9 protein-coding genes are annotated in these 19,735 nt (G+C 63.8%); 4 read left to right on the forward strand and 5 right to left on the reverse strand.

Annotated features, from left to right (window positions below):
- Positions 1 to 68 precede the first annotated feature (68 nt).
- Positions 69 to 3,272: a WD40/YVTN/BNR-like repeat-containing protein gene (locus AC5E6W_RS11785; protein WP_491752483.1), complete on the forward strand. Its 3,204-nt coding sequence runs from the start codon at positions 69 to 71 to the stop codon at positions 3,270 to 3,272.
- A gap of 162 nt (positions 3,273 to 3,434) precedes the next feature.
- On the opposite strand, the gene AC5E6W_RS11790 is transcribed toward AC5E6W_RS11785, so the two are convergent.
- The 3 genes from AC5E6W_RS11790 to AC5E6W_RS11800 all read right to left on the reverse strand — a co-directional run bounded on the left by AC5E6W_RS11790 (position 3,435) and on the right by AC5E6W_RS11800 (position 12,683).
- Entirely contained in the window at positions 3,435 to 6,326 is a 2,892-nt protein-coding gene (locus tag AC5E6W_RS11790; protein ID WP_491752484.1) for a TonB-dependent receptor, read from the reverse strand.
- A complete protein-coding gene (locus AC5E6W_RS11795; RefSeq protein ID WP_491752485.1) occupies positions 6,326 to 9,280 on the reverse strand; it encodes a TonB-dependent receptor in 2,955 nt (984 codons plus the stop codon). The genes AC5E6W_RS11790 and AC5E6W_RS11795 overlap by 1 nt, the downstream gene beginning before the upstream one ends.
- Positions 9,281 to 9,446: 166 nt before the next feature.
- Positions 9,447 to 12,683: a WD40/YVTN/BNR-like repeat-containing protein gene (locus AC5E6W_RS11800; protein ID WP_491752486.1), complete on the reverse strand. Its 3,237-nt coding sequence runs from the start codon at positions 12,681 to 12,683 to the stop codon at positions 9,447 to 9,449.
- Between the two features lie 172 nt (positions 12,684 to 12,855).
- On the opposite strand from AC5E6W_RS11800, the gene AC5E6W_RS11805 reads away from it, so the two are divergent.
- From AC5E6W_RS11805 to AC5E6W_RS11815, 3 genes are read left to right on the forward strand one after another with little or no spacing between them, the layout of a single operon-like run.
- Positions 12,856 to 13,329 carry a BlaI/MecI/CopY family transcriptional regulator gene (locus AC5E6W_RS11805; protein WP_491752487.1) on the forward strand — a complete coding sequence of 158 codons (474 nt, stop codon included), beginning with the start codon at positions 12,856 to 12,858 and terminating at the stop codon, positions 13,327 to 13,329.
- Positions 13,326 to 14,303, forward strand: a complete 978-nt coding sequence (locus AC5E6W_RS11810) for a M48 family metalloprotease (RefSeq protein ID WP_491752488.1) — start codon at positions 13,326 to 13,328, stop codon at positions 14,301 to 14,303. Before AC5E6W_RS11805 ends, AC5E6W_RS11810 begins: the two co-directional genes overlap by 4 nt.
- A 15-nt stretch (positions 14,304 to 14,318) precedes the next feature.
- Complete coding sequence (locus tag AC5E6W_RS11815) at positions 14,319 to 14,888, forward strand: ferric reductase-like transmembrane domain-containing protein (RefSeq protein WP_491752489.1); 570 nt, start codon at positions 14,319 to 14,321, stop codon at positions 14,886 to 14,888.
- A gap of 7 nt (positions 14,889 to 14,895) precedes the next feature.
- Here AC5E6W_RS11815 and AC5E6W_RS11820 read toward each other — a convergent pair whose 3' ends face one another.
- Together AC5E6W_RS11820 and truB are read right to left on the reverse strand one after the other, a co-directional pair.
- Entirely contained in the window at positions 14,896 to 18,387 is a 3,492-nt protein-coding gene (locus AC5E6W_RS11820) for a protein kinase domain-containing protein (protein WP_491752490.1), read from the reverse strand.
- Between the two features lie 126 nt (positions 18,388 to 18,513).
- Positions 18,514 to 19,386, reverse strand: coding sequence for a tRNA pseudouridine(55) synthase TruB (truB, locus tag AC5E6W_RS11825; protein ID WP_491752491.1), 873 nt, complete (start codon positions 19,384 to 19,386; stop codon positions 18,514 to 18,516).
- Positions 19,387 to 19,735 lie beyond the last annotated feature (349 nt).

Consider the following 19,735-nt stretch of genomic DNA (forward strand, 5'->3'; position numbering starts at 1 on the left):
AAAGATAAGCAGAGCGCTGTAAGCGCGACACAAAGACCCCGCAAGACACGGCGCACGAAAGGAACACCATGCCAGCAAGCCATCTCAACCGAGCCCTCCGTCGCAGCCTCACCCGCAACCGCGGATGGCTTCGCTCGCTCCCCACGCTGGCCATTCCCTTCCTGCTCGCCGGTGCACTCTCCGCGCAGGCTCCCGAAGCGGTGCCATCGAAGACTCCCTACGCCGGCCTCAACTTCCGCCAGATCGGCCCCTTCCGCGGCGGCCGTGTAGGAGCCGTCACCGGCGTGCAGTCCCAGCCCATGACCTTCTACTTCGGAGCCACCGGCGGCGGCATCTTCAAAACCACCGACGGCGGCATCCACTGGACGCCTGTCGCCGATGGCCAGCTCGCGCTCGGCTCCGTCGGCGCCATCGCCGTCTCCGACTCCGACCCCAACATCGTCTACGTCGGCATGGGCGAAGCTGACCTTCGCGGCAACGCCTCCCACGGTGACGGTGTCTACAAGTCCACCGACGCCGGCAAGACCTGGAAGCACATGGGTCTCACCGACACCCAGCAGATCGGTGCCATCAAGATCGATCCCAAGAACCCCGACATCGCCTACGTCGCCGCCATGGGCCACATGACCGGCTACAACGCCGATCGCGGCGTCTTCAAGACCATCGACGGCGGCAAGACCTGGAAGAAGATCCTCTTCAAGTCCGACAAGGCCGGTGCCATCGATCTCTCCATCGATCCCACCAACACCCAGGTGCTCTACGCCTCCATCTACCAGTTCATCCGCAAGCCCTGGGACTTCGAGTCCGGCGGTCCCGACTCCGGCCTCTGGAAGTCCACCGATGGCGGTGAGACCTGGACGGACCTCAGCAAAAATCCCGGCATGCCCAAGGGCCTCCTCGGCCGCATCGGCATCGCCATCTCGCCCGCAAAGTCCGGAGTCCTCTGGACTCTCGTCGAAGCTGAGGAAGGTGGCATCTTCCGCTCCGAAGACGGCGGCGCTACCTGGGCCAAGGTCAACGATCAGCGCGAGGTCAAGCAGCGTGCGTGGTACTACGCCCGCATCTTCGCTGACCCGAAGAACGCCGACACCATGTACGCGCTCAACACCAGCTTCTACAAGTCGGTCGATGGCGGACACACCTTCAAGGCCATCCCCACCGGCCACGGCGACAACCACGATCTCTGGATCGCCAACGACGATCCGCAGCGCATGATCGAGTCCAACGACGGCGGAGCCAACATCTCCTTCGACGGCGGCAAAAGCTTCTCCACGATCATGAACCAGCCCACCGGCCAGTTCTATCGCGTCATCACCGACAACGACTTCCCGTATCACATCTACGGCGCGCAGCAGGACAACAGCACCGTCGAGACCAGCTCCCGCGGCAACAGCGGGCTGATCACCGAGAGCGACTGGTGGGACGTCGGCGGTGGCGAGTCTGGCTGGATCGCTCCCGATCCCACCAACTCCCGCTTCGTCTACGCTGGTTCCTACGACGGCCTGCTCACGCGCTACGACCACGTCACCGGCGGCCAGCGCAACATCAATCCCTGGCCCGATAACCCCATGGGCTCCGGCGTCGAAGCGATGAAGTACCGCATGCAGTGGAACTTCCCTCTGCTCTTCTCTCCCAATGACAACAAGCTCCTCTACGCCGGCGCGCAGTACCTCCTCGGTACCCGCGACGAAGGCCACAGCTGGCAGGTGATGAGCCCCGACCTCACCCGCAACGACAAGTCCAAGCAAGGTCCCGTCGGCGGTCCGCTCACCAAGGACAACACCGCGGTCGAGTATTACGACACCATCTTCACCGTCGACGAATCCACTGTGAAGCCCGGCCTCATCTGGGTTGGTTCCGACGATGGTCTCGTCCACCTCACACAGGATGGCGGCAAGACCTGGGCCAACGTCACGCCCAAGGGCATCCCCGACTGGATCCGCATCAACTGCATCGCAGCCTCGCCCTTCGACGCAGGCACCGCCTACTTCGCGGCAACGATGTATCTCACCGACGACTATCGTCCCTTCCTCTACAAGACCACCGACTTCGGCAAGTCCTGGAAGCTCATCGTCGGCGGCATCCCGGCTGACGACTTCACCCGCACCATTCGCCCCGACCCGAAGCAGAAAGGCCTGCTCTTCGCCGGCACCGAGGCCCACCTCTACATCTCCACCAACGATGGCGACAGCTGGACTCCCTTCCAGCTCAACCTGCCCAACGTCCCCATCACCGACATCACCTTCCAGAAGCGCGAAGACGACATGATCATCGCCACGCAGGGCCGCGGCTTCTACGTGATGGATGACATGCCGCTCGTACGTTCACTGCCCGGAGGCAAGCTCTCCGACGAGCCCGTGCACCTCTACGCACCCAAGGCCACCTACCGCTACATCGGCGGCGGCGGCTTCGGTGGAGGCGGCGGTGCCGCAGCCCTCGGCAAGAACCCGCCCGCTGGCGTCGGCATCTACTACAGCTTCAAAGAAGCTCCCAAGGGCGACATCGTTCTCCGCATCAAGGACTCCGACGGCAAGCTCGTGAACGAGTTCACCTCCAAGCCCGAGCCCAAGGAGCCCGCAGGCCTGGAGGACGAAGAGGACCGCCGCGCCACGCCCAAGCCCACCAAGAAGGCAGGCCTCAACCACTACGTCTGGAACCTCCGCTACACCGACCTCGTCAAGTTCCCCGGCCTCATCTACTGGGCCGCCGGCAACCAGGGTCCGCAGGTCGTCCCCGGCACCTACACCATCGAGCTCACCGCCGACGGCCACACCGAGAAGCAGACCGTCCTCATCAAGCCCGATCCCCGCGTAACCTCCACACCCGAGGACTACAAGAAGCAGCTCGACCTCGCTCTCCAGATCGCAGACCGCGTGAACGCCGCCAACAACGCCGTCATCACCATCCGCGCCCAGAAGAAGCAGCTCGACAGCTTCGCGACTTCCCCCATCGCTCAGGTATCAAGCGAGGCCAAGCGTATCTCCACCGAACTGGACAAGGTCGAGGTCGAGCTCTACCAGACCAAGCTCCGCGCTGGTGAAGACGCGCTGAACTTCCCCATCAAGCTCAACAACAAGCTGGCCGCCATGGTTGGCGTCGTCAGCCAGAGCGACACCGCCCCGACCGAGCAAAGCTACGGCGTCTTCAAGGACCTCAACGCCCAGCTGCAAGTCCAGCTCGACAAACTCGCAGCCATCGAGTCGAAGGACATCGGCGCCTTCAACTCACTAGTCAGGGACCAGAACATCCCCGCAGTCCCGCCAGCAAAGTAGCGAGTTCACGATCCTCAACTCGTAACTCCAAACCCGCAGCTCGAAACTCGATCACAACTTGTTCGCTCGAATTCGTCAACAGCAAGGGCCGGAGAGAAACTCTCTCCGGCCCTTGCTGTTTGCAAACCCTAATCCCTAACCCCTAATCCCTAATCCCTGCCCTTAAAACCCCACCAGCCGCGCCGTGAACTGTATCTCCCGCGGCCCACCGAACTTCGTCACTCCCGGAGCAAACAGAGCCTGCCCTGCCGAAGCCACCGGATGCGCCGCGTTGCCAAACAAGCTCGTCCCACTCGGATCGAAGCGTCGATTCTGTGCTCCGCCCAGATTGAACAGGTCCATGAACAGGTCGAGATGATGCCCCTCGCCCTTCAGCGTGAAGTCCTTCACCACGCGAAGATCAAAGTCCGTGAACACAGGCTGCCGATAAGAATTCCGCTCAGCCATCACGCCCCCATTCGGACCAACGATCACCGCACGTGCGTTCCAGTCGTTCGCATCGTTCTGTGTATTGAAGCCGACGATCGGCGTATACGGCGCGCCCGAGTGCGCATCGAAGATCGGGTTCAGCTTGAACCCCACCGGCAGGTTCACAATCGCGTTCACATTCAGCGTGTGCCGCTGATCAAGGTTCGAGAACGCCCGCTCCGCACGGAGATTGAACGGGTTCACCGCCGTCACAGGATCATAGGGGCCCGTGCTCGAATCATCATCCCTGTTATGCGCCAACGTATAGTTAGCCAGCAACGTAGTCCGCCGTGAGATCGGCGCATTCAAGCTTAGATACCCCGCGTCATACGTGCTGTGCGCCGTCGACTGGATCACCAGCAGCCGCCCCACACCCGCAATCGGCCGCACCGTCGGAAACACCGGCGTACCTGCAGCAGTAAAGCTCACCGGCGCATTCAGATTCTCATCCAGCTGCCGCTCCAGCCTCCACGAATTCGCGAACACATACCCCGCAGTCATCTCCAGCTTCGGAGAAACCTTCTGGTCCACGCTGATCGCCGACCCCAGCGTCCGCGGATTGCGGAACCCCGGATCGATCCCCTCCACCAACGCATGCGGTGTCGTGAGATTCCCCGGCGCAGCACCCAGCGCATGCGGCGCAAGCGTGCTCGCTCCTGTCAGCGACAACAGCGCTCCATCGAAATAGCTATCCGCCGTAATCGTCTGCGCGCCGTTATCCGCAAACACCCGATGGAAGAAAGCAGCCGGCGTCGGAGCCGCAAACAATCCCGCCGACGCCCGAACCACCATCGACCTCCTCGCATCCCAGGCCAGCGCGACACGCGGTTGCCACTGGCTCAGATCGTTCGGAATCTTCTGCGTCACCGCCAGCTGCGAGTTCACCGTGCCCGGCTGCGGATTCCATTGTCCGGCCCACCGCAAACCCGCCGTCAGGTACAACTCCGGCCGCAACTGCAGCCGCGCATTCGCATACAGCGCCAGCTCATTCACACTGCCGCTGTACCGCGTGTTGCCCGTAATAAACGTTTGCTGAAACCGCCGCGGCGCATTGTTCATGAAGTCCGTCAGCGAGTCATAGTCGAACCGCCCATTGAGGTTCTGCTCCATCTGTTCATACGCCGGATCATTGGCATAGCGCACACCCACGCTCAGCTCATTGTGCCCCCGCGTCATCGTCACATCGTCGATCAACTGCAGTTGCCGCGACGTATACGCATGCGGTCCATTCAAGCTTCCACCCAGCGCACCGAAGCCGTTGATGAAGAACTCCGGAGCCGTCGAGTTCGGAGTTCGCGCCCGATGATCCTCCGACCATGCGACCACCGCTGAGTTGAACGCACGCGGCGTCAGCACCGAAGTAAGTCCCAGCCGTGTCGTCACACTCTGGCCGGTGAAGCTCCCCGCATGTCCCAGCGTATCCAGCGACCGCGTCAGCCCCGCATCATCATCCTGCGCATTCGTCCGATGCTCATGGTCATAGCCTAGAGATACGCTCAAGTTATTGCGGCTATTCAGCACCTCGTCATAACGCGCAAATACAGCCGTAGGCGTCTGCCGCTCAATCACCTGCCCCTGCTGCGCCAGCAAGGATGCAGGAATCAACGTCCCCGAAGCCTGCGGAGCAAACTGCACATAGAACGGCGCTTGCACAAAGTCCTGCTCCACGCTCAGGAACGCAAAGCTCTTGTCCTTGCGAATCGCGCGCCCATAGCCAAACCCAAACGCATTCTGCGTCGCGTCCAGCGAATGCCCAAACGCATCCGCCGACGTGAACTGCGACGGCCTGCCCGTATAGAACGCATCGCCGCGCGCACGATTCGCTCCACCCTTCGTACTCACGCTCACCAGTCCCGAGCTGGTATCACCCACACTCGCATCCACGCCGCTGTGCAGCACCTGAAACTCACGCACCGCAGACAATGGAAGAAACAAACCACCATCCTCCGCGCCGCGTCGCCCGCCCAGTAGAGGATCCATGTACCGCGTGCCATCGACGACGAACGCCGTCGTCCGGCTGCGCTGCCCCGCGATGCTCACACCCGTGCCATCGGTATCGTCCTCGGTTCCCGCCACCTGGTTGGTGAACTGCGTAAAGTCGCGATCGCGGTTCGGCAGATACGTCACCGTCATACCCGCGAGAAACGTCCCCACCGAAGCCTCCGCGGTATTCGCCGGAGGAGCCACCGTGTTGCCTTCGACCGTGCCGCCTCGTCCCGTGACGGTCGCGCTCTGCTTCACCGCAGCTACGCCCATCTGCAGTGCGAGCTCCGTACTGCTGCCCAGCGTCAGCGTGAGCCGCGCAGGCCGCCTCGTCGCGAGCCCACCGCCCTTGGCCTCCACCGTGTAAGCACCGGATGCCAACCCCGTCACGCGGAAGCCGCCATCGCTGCCCGTCTTCACCATGCGCGATGTCCCGACATCGGTGTTCCTCACCGTCACCGTCGCGCCCGCCACCACTGCCCCATGCGCATCGACCGCGCGTCCCGCAATCGTCGCTGTATTCGCCTGTGCGATGAGCGCGGCCGGTGCAAGCATCGCACCGGCCGCGGCCAGGAAGAACAATCCCTTGTTTCGTATCGTCATTAGAAACTCAGCCGGGCCTCAAACTGGAACTCACGTGCTGGCAGCTGCGCCGTAACACCTGCACCTGAAGGCTTGCCCAGTGTCGGGGGCGCCGCACCGTTGCCGTACGTGTTGAGGAACCCAACATAGTTGGCATGGTTGGCAACATTGAAGGACTCCGCCCGCAGGTTCAGCTTCACTCGCTCGAAGATGGAGAACTCCCGCGCGAGGAACGGATCGAAGCTATAGATCGGCGTTCCGCGCCCTGTGTCGCGTCCCACCACGACGCCATTGATCACCGGCCGATCCGTAGTGCCGCCCGTATCGCCGCTGTTCGTCGTTCCCGTCACCAGGTTATACGGCAACCCACCCGCCAGCGTCAGGATGCCGCCCACCTGGATCTTCAGCGGAGCCACATAGTAACCGCTCACCACACCACGATTGCGCTGGTCGTAGATCGCGTTGCCGTACTCCGCCCGGTTCGGGAAGAGCGCGTCATTCGGGTTCTGCGCGGTCGTATCCGGGTCCACGTTGTCGAGGGTGTGTGACCACACATAGCTGGCCTGCAGCACGCCACGCGTCCCGAAATTATGCTTCAGGTTCACATTCAGAGAGTCATAGTGCACATAGCCGTCGTTCACGTCGCTGGTGATCGTCGCATACTGCGGCTGCGTGCTCGCCGGAGAAGTTGCCGTGCAGGTCAGGCTCTCCTGCTTGTAGTAGTACACCCAATACGGCCGCGTGCAGTTCGCCGCGGCAGGGCTGCGCGTCTGGTTCTGCGCGGTCCGGACGAAGGACGTCGGCGCATCCACATCCAGCGGACGAATCCCGTGCACCTGGTGCGTGCCCACATAGTCGATGTCCAGAATCGTGCGCGGGCTAAGTCTCTGCTCGACGCCGAAGTTGTACTGCTCGGAGTACGGATTCAGCAGAGCGCCCGGATAGTTCACCAGTGTCGACGTTGGGAAGAACTGGTTGAGATAGGCGCTGTTACCTGGGCGAATGTACAGTGTGCGGCCCGGGACCGATACTCCCGCGGGCAGCGCCGGAAGCGGAGCCGACGCAATGCTCGTCGGGAAGCCCGCCTGTCCAGGTGCCGCGGTGTAGTTGATATAGCCTGGCCCGCTCAGCACATAATTCGCCTGCGAGTTATCCACCACCTGCGAGGTATACATCCCGAACCCGCCCCGCACCACAGTCTCTCCGTCACCGAACGGCGCATAGACGAAGCCCACGCGCGGCGCGAAGTTCGTCCGCTGATCCGTGAACGTCTGATCCTCATAACGCACGCCCAGGTTCAGCGTCAGTTTGCGGCTCAGGTGATAGTTGTCCTGCGCAAAGACGGCGAACAGGTTGTCGTTCACCGTATAGCTCGGGTTGCCGTAGCCCTGCGTATAAGTGGCCACGTTGGCAATGTTGTTCAGGTACGCCGGGCTCTCGCAATATGCAATCAGTTGCGGCAGCGTGTCTCCCGTCTGCGCGCAGGTGTTATAGACAAAGCGCCCCAGGAAGTACGGCCCGCCGAACTCCTTGCTGTCGCCGCCTGTATGCGCCAGCAGCCAGTCTCCGCCCACCACGATCTGGTGCTTGCCGAACACCATCGACAGCGTCTCATCCACGCCATACTGGCGATTCATCAGCAGCGCCGACTGCGAAGTCCCGCTGGTGAACGTAGGTCCTCCCGTGATCGGCACCGAGAACTGCGTTCCCGGCGTAACCGGATCGAACTCCGTAATCGGCGACGCCAGCTGGAACTGCACACGCGCATTGTTCACGATATGCGCCGAGATGATCTGTGTATCGCCCACCTCGATCGAATACGTCTTCCGATGGAATGTACGCGCCACCGAAGGCAGCGTCTGCCCACCCACAATGCCGTTCGGATTCGTGTCATAGAACCCATCCGCGCCGACGCGCAGGAACGCGTTGTTGCTCGCCGTCATCTGCCGGTCGAGCCGCAGGTCGCCCAGCAGGTCGCGATAGTGCCCGATGAAGTTCACCGGGTCGATCGCCGAAGTCACCGGCGACGTACGCCGCTGCTGTCCCCACTCCCCTGCGAAGAAGAAGTGCGTCGGATCGTTCTTGAACAGCTTGCCCCCGAGCGTTGCTGCCGTCTGCGCCAGCTGATCCGACGTGATCTGGTTGCCGCTGGTCACCGTAGCTGACGTATAGCCCGCGAGCGATGCCTCACCCGCTGTCGGGCGATACAGCTCCGTCACGCTGCCATGCAGCTTGTCCGTGCCGCTCTTCGTCACGATGTTCACCACGCTGCCCGTGCTCGATCCATACTCCGCGGAGAAGCTCTGCGTCAGCACGCTCATCTCGGCGACCGCGTCCTCGGGAATATTCGTGAAGATCGTCTGCCGTCCCCAGCTGTCGTTGCCGTTCGCTCCATCCACCACATACGCCTGCTGGCGGCGTCCGCCGCCATTGGTCGTGAACAGGTTCTGGTTCATGAAGATGTCGCCCTGGTTCACCGCCGGACGATTGGCCGCATTCAACAGCGGAAGATACGTAATACGCCGATTCAGCAGTGGCGTCTCTTCAATCTGACCCGCGCTCAGCCGGATACCCGACGACGGCTCCGTCAGGTTCACATCCTGCGCCGTTCCTTCAATCGTCACCTCGCTCGATGCCGACGACACATTCAGCCGCACATCCACCCGCGCCGTGGTCCCGCCGGCCAGCTGCACATGATCCACGTGCGCCGGCGCGAAGCCATCCCTTGACGTCGTCACCTCGTACTCACCACCAACGGGCAGAGCCTCCACGGAGAACTCGCCATGCGCATCGCTGGTCACGGTCCGGCTCAGTCCTGTGGACGTGTTGCGCACGCTCACCGACACACCGCCGATGAGCGCCTGCGACGGGTCAAGCACGCGCCCCCGAAGGGTCGCCGTATCCGGCGTCTGCGCGTTTACCAAAACGGGTGCAAACAAGAGTAAGGACGACAGGATCGTACGAATCGCGCGCATGGGTCTCCGGTAGGTGTTCAGGTATAGTTCCGCGAACGCTGCGGATGGACGCCGCGCGAACGCTGTGTGAATGACGGATGACATCAGCCTGACATGTCACGGCCCGCTACTACCAGCGGTAGTAGCGGGCCGACATCGTTCGGACCAACATTTGGAGCGCCTGCCGCTACGGCTCGTCGCCCGCCTCGAACTGGTCCTCCACATCGTGGTCGATGCGGAACGTATCCAGCTTCAGCGTCGCCAGGTGCTGGCTCTGCAGCTGCTGATTCAGCGCCTTCAGGTCGGTCGCCTTCACCTCGCTCCACTGCTGCAGCAGCCCATCCAGCGGCTGCATCACCTGCTTCGCCGCCGCCACCTGCGCCGTCGTCGGAGCTTCATCCGTGTTCTGCAGCGTGTGCTCGATCCGCGCAATCTGCGAGCGCACGCTGGTCAGCGTCGGCGGTCCCACCGGTCCGCCTCGACCACCACCGCCGCCACCGCGACCCTCACGGCCCGCAATGGCATCCAGCTTGGTGTTGATCGCCTGCGCCGACGCCACCGCGGCATCGCCCGACCGGCTCTTCAGCTGCTGACGAAGCACCGTGATCTCATGCATCGCGGCCGTCGCCTTCAGTAGGTCGTCGTACATCGACTTCGACACGTCGAACTGTGCCTGCAGATCGGCCGTCGACGTCTTCACGCGCGGGTCCATCTTGATCGTGATGCTCGCGGTCTCGGTCTTCCCATCACCCGTCAGCTTCAGCGTGTACGTCCCAGGCATCACCCACGGCGCGGTCGAAACCTGCGGCGTGTCATACGGGATCGCCTGCTCCGCATCCGGCCCGGTCGACATCCCCGGCACTTGCGCATACTGCATGTCCCACAGGAACCGATGATGCCCCGGCGTCGCCAGCAGCACCCGCGGCGGCCGCGCCCACAGCGTCGGATCGGGATAGCGTGGATCGAGCGGCGGAACCGGGTCCGTGCTCTTCCACTTCGCCACCGTTTCGCCCTTGGCGTCCACGATCTCCAGCGCCAGCGGCCCCTTGAACGCGCCACCAATCGTGTAGTCGATCACCGCGCCATTCGGCGGGTTCTCGCCAGTCGCCATATCCGGCGGCCACGGTGTCGGGGGGTTCATGTCATTGCGCACGCGATAGGTCACCTGCGGCGCATAGAGGTGCACACTCGCCGCAGCAATCTTGCTCTTTCCCTTCGCGAGCGACTCGGCGATCTGCCGCAGCGGCGTCACGTCATCGAGGATCTGGAACCCGCGCCCATGCGTTCCAGCAACCAGATCATCGTCCTTCACCTGCAGGTCGCGCACCGAGCTCGCCGGTGCATTCAACCGCAGCGACTGCCAGTGATCCCCATCGTCGAAGGAGACATACACCTGCGTCTCGGTGCCCGCATACAGCAGCCCCTTCACCTTCGGGTCTTCGCGGATCGTGCTCGTCGCTCCGTTCGCCGGAAGCCCGTTGTTGATCTCCGTCCAGCTCTTGCCGCCATCGTGCGTGCGGAAAAGATGCGGCCGCCAGTCGTCCAGCCGCAGCGTATTGATCGCCGCATAGGCCGTGCCCGCGTCGAAGTGCCCCGCATCCATGTTGAACACCTTCCAGAACGGCTTCATCACCGGCGGCGTCACGTTATTCCAGTGCGCTCCTCCGTCGGTCGTCGTCCAGATCAACCCATCGTCCGTGCCCGCCCACAGCCGGTTCACGTCCAGCGCCGAAAGCCCCAGCGCATAGATCACGCCGCGCCGGATCGGCTTCATCGTTGGCGAATCCTTGTAGTGCGCCAACGACTCGGGAATCTCATACCCTGCCTCGCGGCTCAGGTCCGGGCTCACTTCCTTCCAGTCCTTGCCGCCGTTCTCCGTCAGCCACAACGTGTTGGTCGCGAAGTACAGCTTGTGCGGATCCGCCGGCGAGAACATCAGCGGCTGCGTCCGCAGCACGCGATAGCTCCGCAACGGGCTCGGCTCCACGTTCTGGATCTGCCCCGTGCGCCGGTTGTACTTCGTGACCTTGCCGCCGTACACGATGTCCGGATCGAGTGGATCAGGCGCCGCATACCCGTACTCCTCGATACCCGCGGGATGCCAGTCATGGAACGTAATGCGCCCATCGTTCGACCGGCTCGACACGCACGCCGAGCCCGAATCCTGCTGCCCGCCGCACACGCGATATGGCCACGCATTGTCCGTGGTCACGTGATACATCTGCGCCGTCGCCTGGTTGTACCACTTGGCCCACGTCTCGCCGCCGTTCTGCGAGATGATCACGCCCTGGTCACTCGCCAGAGCAATGATCTTCGGGTTGTTCGGGTTCACGAAGATGTTCTGGTAGTCATCGCCGCCCGGCGATCCACGCAGCCCAAACCACGTCTTCCCTCCATCGCTCGACTTCCACGTCACCGTACTCGCGACATACAGAACATTCGGGTCCTTCGCATCCGCCACCGGCACGGGCAAATCGCCACCGCCAATACGAGCCTCCGGCCGGGGATCATCCTCCGGCGCATGCACCCACGTCTTGCCACCATCCTCCGACCGATACAGCCCCACACCGCGCTCCGTCGCCGCCGTGATGTAAATCCGGTTCGAGTCCGCCGGCGACACAGCAACGTTCACCTGCACGATCCCATCCGGCAGACCGCCGCCCGTGATCTTCGTCCAGTGGTCGCCACCGTCGGTCGACTTGAAGAAGCCACCGTTGGTGCCGCCCCACGCTCCGTTCTCCCACGCGCCTTCCTGGCGCTGCCACATGCCCGCGTAAATCACCTCGGGATGATTGGGATCGATGCGAACCTCGCTCGCACCGGTGTACTCATCGATGAACAGCACGTTCTGGAACGTCTTGCCGCCGTCGGTGGAGCGGAACAACCCACGCTCCTTGTTCGGCCCATACGGATGTCCCGTCACCGCCACGAACACCCGGTTCGCATCGCGAGGATCAATCGCAATCTGACCGATCTGCTGCCCATCTCGGAGTCCAAGATGCGTCCAGCTCTTGCCCGCATCGGTCGACTTGTACACCCCATCGCCCACCGAAAGATCCGGCCGCGCCAGCCCTTCGCCGCTGCCCACATAGATCACGTTCGGGTCGCTCAGCGCCACCGCAATCGATCCAATCGACCCCGAAGGCTGGCTGTCCCACACGCTGCGCCACGTGTCGCCGGCGTCGGTCGTCTTCCACACACCGCCGTTCACCGCGCCCAGGTAGAACGTCGCAGGCTGGCTCGGAACGCCCGCCAGCGCACGCGTCCGACCCGCGCGAATCGGCCCAATCTCGCGCCATTTCATGTCCGAGTAAAGCGCCGCTGGATCGACAAGCGGCGTCTGGGCGTGCGCGGAAACCTCCGCGCCAAATCCAACGCCCAGGCCTAACATCAGAAGGACAGCGACTGGTGCACGTCGCAGCATGGCAACTTCTCCTCAGGCCCACAGCTCGTGCGGGCTCCATAATCGAAAGAATCGGTACTCAACCTATACCACCGCAACCCAGCCAAAATTCACCTTTTCCACCATAGTTTGCGACCTTCGGAACCCCATCTGCGTCTCTCTCAATAACCACTTCAACCCCAGGTAGATTTCGTTGTCCGAGTCGACCCTCATCCCGGCCGAAGCTGCTGATCCCGGCCCGCCTCCACACGCCTCCGCGAGCCTCGGTCACCGCGAGCGCGAAGTCCTCGAAATCGTCTGGGCCGAAGGCAGCGGCACCGTCGAAGAAGTCAGCCGCCGCCTCCCCATCCGCCTCGCCTACACCACGGTCATGACCACCCTCGACCGCCTCTTCAAAAAGGGCCTGCTCCTCCGCGAGAAGCACGACCGCGCCTTCCGCTACACCCCCGCGCTCACCCCGCAGGAAGTCGAAAGCCAGCGCGCCCGCGCCCTCGTCGACCGCTTCCTCCAGTCCAACGCCGCCCAGCCCGAAATGCTCCTCTCCTGTCTCGTCGACGCCCTCGGGGAGTACGATGGCGCGATGCTCGACCAGCTCGAAGACAAGATTCGCGCAGCCCGCGAAAGCCTGAACGCGGCGGACGCTGCTGCCAAGGAGGACGCGCAATGATGCTCGCCCCTCTGTTGCGCACCCTCTGCTTCGCCCTCGTCAGCGCCGCGCTGCTTCAGCTCGCCTTGGAAGCCCTCGTCTGGCGCTTCACCCCGCGCTCGCCGGAATCCCCATCAGGCCACAGCTCTCGCAACGCCCGCCGCACTGAGCGCCTGCTCCTCGCTGCCACCCTCGCCGCCCGCGTCCTTCCCTGGCTGCTGGCCTTCGGAGCCCTCGTCCCCGCCTATCTTCGCGGAGAAGACAACACCGCCGCCGAACACGTAGCCCTTCCCTGCATTGCCGCCGCGGCTCTCGTGATCCTCTGGATCGCAGCCACCCTCGTCCGCGCCGCCACGACCTCGCTCCGCACCCAGCGCTACTGCAACCGCTGCCAGCCAGCCGAGCGCACCATCGGCGGCCACCAGGTCCACCTCCATCGCGGCAGCCGCTCGCTGCTCGCGGTCGTCGGCATCTTCCGCTCCCGCCTCCTCGTCTCCGAGCAGCTCCTCGCGGAAGCCCGCGTCCCCATGCCAGCGCTCGAAGTCGCCCTCACCCACGAAGCCGCCCATGCCACCCATCGCGACAACCTCAAGCTCCTGGTCCTCGCGCTGCTGCCCCGCATTCCCTTCACCACCGCCGCCCGTCCGTCGCTCGACACCCGCTGGCGTCTCGCCGCGGAGCTCGCCGCCGATCAGGACTCCACCGCCGGGGACGCCCATCGCTCCCTGCTCCTCGCCGACTTGCTTGTCCTCCTCGCCCGCGATCACTCCGGCCCGACTCCAGCAGGCATGGTCACCCTGCTCTCCGCGCCCGACCACCTTCGGGTCCGCGTCGAGACCCTGCTGCGCGCCGCAGCACCGCACTCCCCCAGCGCCCAGCAGAGCCTCGACCTCCGCCTGCCGTTGGCAGCCCTCTCCGCAGCCCTCGTCGCGCTCGGAGTAGCCTGCGTCCTCTTCGGCCACCGCGCCGCCGAGCTCCTTCTGCACCTCGGCTAAACTGCAGACATCCTGATGACTCTCCTCGATCTCTGCTCCTACCTCGGCCTCGGAGCCGTCGGCGCCATCGCCGTGAACCTGCTGCTGGGCATGCTGATGTCGCTGCGCTACAGCCCCGTCCGACTCTGGCCCCACCGAAAAATCGACGTCTTCGCCCTCCATCGCTGGACGGCCTACCTCGCCGTCGTGCTCACGCTCGCGCATCCGGCCGTCCTGCTCTTCCTCAAGTCCCCACGCTTCCGCATCACGGATATCCTCTGGCCGCTGCACTCCTACCTGCAGCCCAAGCTCAACACCACCGGAGCCGCCGCGCTCTATCTGATCGTGATCGTCCTGGTCAGTTCGCTGATCCGAACCAGCATGCCCCGCGCCGTGTGGCGCAACCTGCACTGGCTCGTCTATCCCAGCGCTGTACTGCTGCTCATCCACAGCATCCTCACCGACCCCAACCTCAAGGACGGCCACCCCGACCTGCTCGACGGCGGCAAGGTCTTCCTTGAGATCACAACGGCCGTACTCATCGCCGCCATCGCCTGGCGCATGCGCATCCACGACAAGGGCCTCCGCGAAGTCGCTGCAAAGTAATCAGGTCCTACCTCGAAGCGTGCTGCCGAGCCTCGCGCAACAGCGTCAACGAGGGATCCGCCGCTCCCCACAGGTTCAGGAACTTCGCATACGCCTCTGCACTGTTCGACTGATCCCCACTCGCCGCATACGCTCTCGCCAACCCCAGTTGCGCCATCGCATACAGCACCGGGCTCGCCAGCGTCGTCGCTCCACGGTGTTCCAGCAACCCCTGGAAATCGATGATCGCGGCATTTGGCTGCTGTTCCAGATCGACCAGTCCACGGAGATACCCCGTCAGCGAGATGCGGTCGTAACCGCGCGCATCCTGCAGCGGCTTACGCGCATTGGCAGCATGCCGCTTCCATAGCAGCACCGCCTGCAGGTCCGGCAACAGCGTGGACTTCACCGCCCAGTTATTGCGATAGTCGCTCTCCAGCTGCCGCGCGTTCCGATCTGCCAAAGCCAAGTCCCCGCATAGCGCCGCGGCCAGCCCTTCATCGAACAGCGTCGTCGGTCCCTGCGGATACCCCTGCGCATCCGCAATCAACCCCTTCGCGGTAATGCACTCTTCCACCAGCGCACGATCCAGCGCCGCCTGGGCCAGTGTGTGACCCGCTGCGCTCAGCAGCTCCGTATTCGCGCTGGCCTGCGCCGCAACAGCTCTCCACGCCTGCAGACCACCGTCCAGCATCCCGCCCGCATCCAGCGTCATCGCTTCGTACTGCTGCGGCGCCAGGCGTCCCATCGATCCCGTAATGTCAACACCCTGCGGCCCATCGTCATGCGGACTGAGCAGGTTCATCAGCAGCTTCAGTCCCGGGTGGCTTCGCCCCGACCGCTGAATCTGCGACTCCATCTGCATCGCCGTCTCCGTGCGATCCAGCGCAATCAGCGCGTACTCCGCATTGGAGGCGACATCCAGCGCATATGGGTTCCGGTCCAGTACCCTCTGCGAAACCGCGAGCGCTTCCTCGAACTTCCCTTCGAGGCGCAGGCACAGGCCCTGTTCGATCACGATCTCTTCATCGTCCGGATAATCCTTGGCCAGCGCAGCCAGTTCCGCTTCCGCGCGCGGAAGATCGCCCGAGCCATAAATGTCATAGACCGCCTGGGCAAGCTGCCGCGTGCGCGCCGAGGTCGAGGCACTGCTGTCCCGAGCAGCCGTCGCAGCCGCCGCGCCTTCCACCTCCGCCCGCTGCCGCCGGAACAAATCCGCCAACGCAATCTGCGCCGCCACAAAGTGTGGGTCCGCCTTCGCCGCCGCATCGAACGCATGCATCGACTCCAGGTACTGTCCGGAGTCCATCAACGACTCACCCTTGGCGTACGCCGCCAGCGCTTCCAGGCTCGCCGTGGTCTCGCGCTCCAGTGGAACCGAGTTCTGCGTCACGGCCTCGCCGCGCTCACCCAGCCCACTACGAATCTCCACACACAGCCGGTCAATCGCGCCCATCAGCTGCTCGCGGCTTCCCGCAGACTCGGCCAGGTCCACCTTCTTCGCACCGGTGGCAACGTCATACACCTGCACCGAAAGCAGGTAGCTCGACCCCGCCAGCTTCGCCGAGCCAAACAGAACCATGCCCGCGCCTACGTTTTGCGCTGCACGACGAGCATCATCAACCGATATCTCCGGGCCCACAGCGAGCCCTCCAGCGCGCAGCCCCGCCGTCAGCGTCGCCGGCCCCAACACGTTGATCGCTAGGGACGGCTGAAGGTCGAGCTCCAGGCCTCCCAGCAAGATCGGGGTCAGTTCGGCATCGCCCGTGTTGTTGGTGATACCTGCCAGCACCAGCGTCGAGGGCGGAATCGCTACCGGCACACGATGACGCAGCCAGAACCTCCATCCCAGGATTCCACCCGTCACGGCTACCACCAGCGCCGCCGTAACCGCCAGGACCAAAACTCCCCGCGGCGTCGTCCGTTGCTCCTCGTCCGGTTCCTCAATCGTCTTGCCGAAAGCGTCGCGCAGCTCTTCCACCCGAAAAGCGCTGCGGCTGGCTCGCGAGTCGCTTGCATACGCAGCCCTTTGCTGAGCGGAAGGCCAAGCGACCGGGTCTTCGTAGTGGATATCAGCTGCCTCTTGCTCGTTTCCTGACGCAGGCGCAACCACAACCGTCTCCGCAACACTGGCCCCCAGATCAAGAGGCTCAATCTCATCGACAACCTCAGCAGCGTCGACAGGCTCAACCTTCGCAGCCTCAACCCGTGCCGACGGCGCAGCCTCGGCCTTCGCTTCGCGAAACACCTGCAACGGCTCCGCTTCCACAACCTCGGGGACCGCTGCAGGTAAGGCACTCGCCGAAACGGGTGTGGCGCTCGCCGCCACGTCGAATCCCGAAACCGAGCTGGCCGACTCCGGCCCCTCCGCGATTCCTCCAGGGACTACCCCTCCAGGAACCGCCGCCGGAACTCCCTCTGCGCTCGAAGACACCGCCGCCGCTGGACTGGCTGGAACGCCCGAGATACTTGACGACGGGCGTACCCCATCGCTCGACACCACGCGCCGCACCGGACGCAGCAACACATCGCCGGCAACCGGCGGCCTTAGCCGCGGACCCGGTTGTGGAGCGATGTCCATCATCGATTCTTCCCGGATCTCCGCCCGCGTCGCCGGAGGCTGCGGCGGAGCCGTCGGCAACAACCCACGCCAGAAGCCGCGCGAAGGCTTCGCCTTCTTCTGCACCTCTTCCAGCGCCGCCACTACCTCTGCTGCGCTCTGGTAGCGCTGCGAACGGTCCTTCTCCAGCATCTTGTCCAGGACCCGCTCGAACTCCTTCGGCACCGTCGCATTGATCTGCCGCACTGCCTCCGGAGGATGGTTCAGCAGCTGCACAAACACCATCGCGCTGGTCGCGCCGCGGAACGGCACCTCGCCCGTCGCCATCTCGTAGCACACCGTGCCCAGCGCAAACAGGTCGCTGCGCGCGTCCAACGGCTCGCCCCGCGCCTGCTCCGGCGACATGTACGCCACCGTCCCCACCGTCGATCCCGTGTTCGTGTAGTCCAGCCCCAGGTTCAGTCCATCGCCCAGGTCGATCTTCGCCAGCCCGAAGTCCAGCACCTTCGTGACGAATCGTCCCCCCGGCTTGTCCACCAGGATGATGTTCGCCGGCTTGATGTCCCGATGGATCACGCCACGCGCATGTGCCGCGCTCAAAGCCTCGGCGATCTCCGTCGCCACCTGCAGCAGATCCTCAAACGGCAGCGGCCCTTCGAGGATGCGCGACCGCAGCGTCCGCCCCTTCAACAGCTCCATCACCAGGTACGGATCCCCATGGTCCTCGCCGATGTCGAAGATTGTGCAGATGTTGGGATGATTTAGCCCCGAGACCGCGCGAGCCTCCTGCAGAAAGCGCGAACGCATCTCTGCCGTCGAGTATTCGTCGCGCAGCAGCTTGATGGCGACGTCGCGATGCAGGCGAGCGTCCCAGGCGCTGAAGACGAGCCCCATCCCCCCGCTGCCAAGGCGGCCGAGGATCTCGTAGGGCCCTACTCGTTGTCCCACGCGCGGGACCATGGCTCTCCTTATGCCGCCACCAGGGCGGCCGGTCTCGTCGCCGACGTGCCAACATCATACTGCGCGCGATGCCCTATCGATGATGCAATACCACAGCGGCCATTACCGGCGTCGTGGTGGACCCGTTTACCCCATCACCACGACAGGCTGCACCAGCGTCCCAGCAACCCTCCGCACGATCGCCATCAGCTCCCGTGGACCGCTGAATACCTTCACCAGCGGCGCCGAGGAGAACTCCGGAACATTCGCCTGCATCCCGTTGCGCAGCTTCCCAGCCGTCGCGCTATCCACCGTGACCGCAGGCATCTCCTCCAGCAGCGTCCGAGGATGCGGCAGCCGCGCTTCCAGCTCTTCCGCCGTCATCTGCTTCAACAGATCGACCGTGATCGCCTGCTCCAGCGTGAAGCATCCCGCCTGCGTCCGACGCAGCGACGCCAGGTGCGCTCCGCAACCCGCCAGCTGCCCCAGCTCATGCGCCACTGACCGCACATACCCGCCCGCCGACACCTGCATCGCAAACGCCGCCGTGTCTCCATCGAGCCCGGTCAACTCAAACCCATGGATCACAATCCGCGCCGGCTTCACCGGAACCTCTTTGCCCGCCCGAGCCAGCTTGTACGCCGGAACCCCGTTGATCTTCTTCGCCGAAAACGCCGGAGGCATCTGGTCCATCTCGCCATGAAACCGAGAGGCCAACACCCCCAACTCCTCGAGCGACTTCGTCAGCGGCATAGGCTCCATCGTCCGCTCTCCATCCGCGTCGAAGCTGTCCGTCGCCCATCCAAACCGAATCGTTCCGGTGTAATGCTTCTCGGCCTGGCCAAAATATTGGGCCAGACGCGTGTACTTCCCGAGCAGCAGCGGCAACACACCCGTCGCCATAGGGTCCAGCGTGCCAAGATGGCCCACCGAACGCTCACCCGTCGCGCGCCGCACGATGCTCACCACATCGTGCGAGGTCATGCCCGCGGGCTTATCCATCACAATCAATCCATTCATGCCAATCCAACCAACAGATAGCAGAACAGTCCCAGCCCCCGAAGTCAAAAGGCCGCGCCAGGCGCAGCCTCTCTGGAATCTGGAAAACTGACACCTGGCATCTGAAACCCGCCCGCCAAGCACGGTACCAGATGCGACCGCAAACTGTTCATACACCCATCGTCCGATACCAGGCACGAATGGCAGGTCACGTCTTCAGACGTGACATTTCAACCTCCCCAGGCTCGCGGCTTTAGTCTCCATCACCCGGTCTAAACCCACCGCCTTTAGGCGGTGTGCTTTCAGCGTCTTGCTGGATACTGGAAGAGATGGTGGAGTATCGCAAGAACGCGCATTCCGTGTGGGACAT

The organism is Bryocella sp., from assembly GCF_058498515.1.

What these genes read in the sequence shown, in the direction of transcription:
- AC5E6W_RS11820 (WP_491752490.1), bottom strand. Translation starts at nt 18,387, where the DNA reads ATGGTCCCGCGCGTGGGACAACGAGTAGGGCCCTACGAGATCCTCGGC.
- truB (WP_491752491.1), bottom strand. Translation starts at nt 19,386, where the DNA reads ATGAATGGATTGATTGTGATGGATAAGCCCGCGGGCATGACCTCGCAC.
- AC5E6W_RS11800 (WP_491752486.1), bottom strand. Translation starts at nt 12,683, where the DNA reads ATGCTGCGACGTGCACCAGTCGCTGTCCTTCTGATGTTAGGCCTGGGC.
- AC5E6W_RS11795 (WP_491752485.1), bottom strand. Translation starts at nt 9,280, where the DNA reads ATGCGCGCGATTCGTACGATCCTGTCGTCCTTACTCTTGTTTGCACCC.
- AC5E6W_RS11785 (WP_491752483.1), top strand. Translation starts at nt 69, where the DNA reads ATGCCAGCAAGCCATCTCAACCGAGCCCTCCGTCGCAGCCTCACCCGC.
- AC5E6W_RS11790 (WP_491752484.1), bottom strand. Translation starts at nt 6,326, where the DNA reads ATGACGATACGAAACAAGGGATTGTTCTTCCTGGCCGCGGCCGGTGCG.
- AC5E6W_RS11810 (WP_491752488.1), top strand. Translation starts at nt 13,326, where the DNA reads ATGATGCTCGCCCCTCTGTTGCGCACCCTCTGCTTCGCCCTCGTCAGC.
- AC5E6W_RS11815 (WP_491752489.1), top strand. Translation starts at nt 14,319, where the DNA reads ATGACTCTCCTCGATCTCTGCTCCTACCTCGGCCTCGGAGCCGTCGGC.